General features: G+C 51.8%; 1 protein-coding gene. It reads right to left on the bottom strand.

Annotation, left to right across the window (positions count from 1 at the left end; all coding sequences use genetic code 11):
- Nucleotides 1-4,198: non-ribosomal peptide synthetase (locus tag C6H66_RS24440; RefSeq protein ID WP_146111130.1), on the bottom strand; the 4,198-nt coding region annotated here is incomplete at both ends.

Genomic DNA, 4,198 nt, shown 5'->3' with positions numbered 1-4,198 from the left:
TGGTAGGTATCGGAGCCTTGTTCAAATTGCTCGATAAAGAGCATCCGCTCCTGAGCAAACGATAAGGGATAACGCTCTCGTGCCAGATGAGGGATAACCGTATAAATCTGCTGTTCCATCTGGGTTGTCAGGCCCGCGATGGTTTTCAGCGCAAACAACTGCGCCAGTGAGACCTCGGTTGCCAGTATGCGGCGGATGGCGGTGGTCAGCCGAATTGCCGTCAGGGAGTTGCCCCCGATACGGAAGAAATTATCTTCGATACCCACCCGCTCCAGTCCCAATACGTCCTGCCAAATGGCACACAGTTGGGTTTCCAGCGCATTGCGGGGCGCCGCGTATCCCTCTTTATTTTCCCAAACAGGTTCCGGCAATGCTTGCCGATCCACTTTGCCGTTCAGAGTCAGAGGAATGGATTCAATACGGGTAAAGCTGGCCGGTAGCATGTAGTCCGGCAGACGGGAAGATAAGTGCCTGACAAGCTCATCGTCTGAGAGTTTCTTTTCCGTCACCAGATACGCCACCAGGACTTTATGGCCGTTATGATTACGGTCAATTACCACTGCTTGTTTTACCTGCGGGTGCAACGTGAGTGCGGTTTCAATTTCGCCCAATTCAATGCGATAACCACGAATTTTGACCTGAAAATCATTGCGCCCCAGATATTCCAGATTGCCATCCGGTCGCCAGCGGACTAAATCGCCGGTTTTATACAGACGGGTATAACCGCGAACCTTATCTTCTGTGGTAGCAAAGGGGTTTGCAACAAAACGTTCGGCGGTCAGTTCAGGTTGGTTCCAGTAACCTCGCGCGATTCCGGCCCCACCGATATAGAGTTCTCCCGGCGCACCGACAGGAGACGGATTGCCGTGATTATCAAGAACGTAAAGGCGGGCGTTATTAATCGCTTTGCCGATATTTGTTGCGATATTCCCATGTTGATATCGCTTCTCTGTCGCACAAACAGTAACCTCGGTTGGACCATAAGAATTGAGGACAGAGCTATGACGGTTGAAATGTTCAAGAAAATCCAGCGAGGGGGATTCTCCGGCGGTCACTAATAACTGCAAGGAGGGTAAGTGCGAGCCAATTAACAGCTTGAGTATGGCTGGCGGTAAGGCCGCTATTTCAATGCCTTCTCGTTGAATGAGTTTTTCAATTGCCAGGGCATGACGTTCTGTTTCGCTGCAAAGGTAAAGCGTCAGGCCATTAAATAAACTGGGGAAGAGTTCGAAAACAGAGCCATCAAACACATAGGCGGCAAACATTAAGGATTTTTTTCTCTTGGCGGCATCAAAAATGTCTGCTTGTGCCGCCGCCATATGAGCTACATTTTTGTGTTCAATCATGACGCCTTTCGGCTGTCCGGTGGTACCTGAGGTATAGATGATATAGGCCAAATCTGAGGATTTGTTTGCCGATGCCGGATTGTCCACGGGCTGGCCCGCGGTAATTATCGGATCATCCGTTGCTATCAGTGTCGGCTGTTCCACGAGTGCCTGACTGTATGCCGTCAACGTTATCAAGTGTCGCTGTTGGGTCAATATGCAGGAAGTTGCCGTGTCAGCTAGGATAAACTGGACTCGTTCTGATGGATATTCTGGTGAAATGGGCACATAAGCGCCTCCGGCTTTCAATACCGCCAAAATACTGATGATCATTTCCAGACTGCGGTCAAGGTAGAGAGCGATGGGGGTATCCGCTTGCACAGGGGTATGATGGTGTTGCTGACACTGTTCACGGATCACATAAGCCAGTTGGTTTGACTGTTGGTTAAGCTGGCGGTAGGTCAGGGATTCGCCTTCAAACACCAGCGCCACGTTATCTGGTGTGCTTTCCACCTGGGCTTCAAACAGTTGTTGCAGGGTTTTATCCTGCGGGTAAGGCGCATCGGTCTGATTCCAGCGGTGCAGCAGGGTATGGCGCTCCTGAGCAGACAGGATATTCAGCCCGGCCAGCGATTGTGTCTGGTCTGCCACGAAGGCTGCCAGCACCCGCTGATAAATCTCTGCCAGTCTCACGATAGTGGTCTCGGCAAACAGGTTGACGGCGTAATTCAGGCACCCGGTAATATTGGTTTGTCCGTCGGATAAAAACAGGCTCAGGTCAAACTTGGCGGGGCTGTATAATGGTTCATCCGGTGTCACCGGCCTGAATGGCAGACGGTTGTCTGGTGGATTTTCTTTAAAGCTTTGCAGCCCAAACATCACCTGAAAAATCGGATGGCGGGCGGTGTCACGCTCAATATCCAGTGTTTCGACCAGCTGTTCAAACGGCATGTCCTGATGGACCTTAGCCTCTGTTACCCGCTGATGGGTCTGTTGAATCAGTGCTTTCACACTGGCGGTTTGTTGAAGTTGTATCCTTAAGGCCAGTGAGTTGACAAACATCCCAATCAGGGGCTGAGTTTGGGCATGGTGTCGGTTATCCGTCGGCGTCCCCAGAACGATATCATTTTGTCCGGATAATTTTGCCAGCGTGAGATAAAAGGCACTGAGCAGCACGGTATACAGGGTGGTTTCCTGTGCTTTTGCCAGATGCCTTAACTGTTCAGACAGCCGGGTGTTCAGCCCAAATTTGAAATCCCGTCCCTGATAATTCACCCGTGTGGGTCTGGGATAATCGGTGGGCAAGATTAGTGATTCATAACCGGACAGGGCTTGTTGCCAGTAAGCGAGTTGGTGTTCACGGACATCGCCCTGTAAATAGTCCCGTTGCCAGGCAGCGTAATCGCCGTAGGTAATCTCCAGCGGAGGAAGCTGGCTGTCACGGCCTTCCCGTAAGGCGTGGTAAATCTCTGCCAGTTCAGCCATAAAGATATCGACCGACCAGCCGTCAATGGCGATATGGTGCCAGAGCATTAATAAGTAGGGTCGGCCAGACACCGAATAATGGCGCAGGCGCAGGCTAGGTTCTGCGGTCAAATCAAACGGGGTGGCTATTTCAGCCCGCACTGTGCTCAACAGCGTGCCAGCATTTTCACAGGGCTGGGACTGGATAACCAAATTTCTGTCCAGTTTCTGCGGGTAAACCTGTCCGTCATCATTGCTGCGGTACACCATCTTCATTACAGCATGGCGCTCAGCCAGCCGGTTAATGGCGGTTTCCAGCAGAGGCAGACAGGCATCATTATCCAGTTGAACCAGATAGGGGATATGGTAGGTATCGGAGCCTTGTTCAAATTGCTCGATAAAGAGCATCCGCTCCTGAGCAAACGATAAGGGATAACGCTCTCGTGCCAGATGAGGGATAACCGTATAAATCTGCTGTTCCATCTGGGTTGTCAGGCCCGCGATGGTTTTCAGCGCAAACAACTGAGCCAGTGAGACCTCGGTTGCCAGTATGCGGCGGATGGCGGTGGTCAGCCGAATTGCCGTCAGGGAGTTGCCCCCGATACGGAAGAAATTGTCCTCGATGCCCACCCGCTCCAGTCCCAATACGTCCTGCCAAATGGCACACAGTTGGGTTTCCAGCGCATTGCGGGGCGCGACGTAGCTATCACGATCCTCCCAGACTGGCTCAGGTAAGGCGTGGCGATCCAGTTTGCCGTTCAGAGTCAGAGGCACCGCATCAATAAAGGTAAAGCTGGCCGGCAGCATGTATTCCGGCAGGCGGGAAGAGAGATGCCCAGTCAGGCTGTCATCAGACAATTCCCCAGTCGTCACCAGATACGCGACCAGTATTTTATGGCCGTTATGCTCACGGTCAATCACCACCGCCTGTTTGACTTGAGGATGAGTCGCAAGGGCAGTCTCAATTTCGCCTAGTTCAATGCGATAACCACGAATTTTGACCTGAAAATCATTGCGCCCGAGATATTCCAGAGTGCCATCCGGCCGCCAGCGGACTAGATCACCGGTTTTATACAGACGGGTATAACCGCGAACCTTGTCTGCTGCGGTGGCAAATCGGTTTTCTACAAAACGTTCGGCGGTCAGTTCCGGCCGGTTTAAATACCCCCGTGCCAGCCCGGCTCCACCGATATACAGTTCTCCCGGAGCACCGATAGGAGACAGATTGCCGTGATTATCAAGAACATAAAGGCGGACATTATTAATCGCTTTACCAATGTTTGTTGCAATATCCCCCCGTTGATACAGCTTCCCTGTCGCACAAACGGTCGCTTCTGTCGGGCCGTAAGCATTCAGTATGCCGTTGTGTTGACTGAAATATTCAAGAAAATCGGAAGAAGGTGATTCGC

The sequence above is a fragment of the Photorhabdus hindustanensis genome (genome assembly GCF_002968995.1).
Lineage (GTDB): Bacteria > Pseudomonadota > Gammaproteobacteria > Enterobacterales > Enterobacteriaceae > Photorhabdus > Photorhabdus akhurstii.
This window is presented reverse-complemented; position numbering and strand designations above follow the sequence as displayed.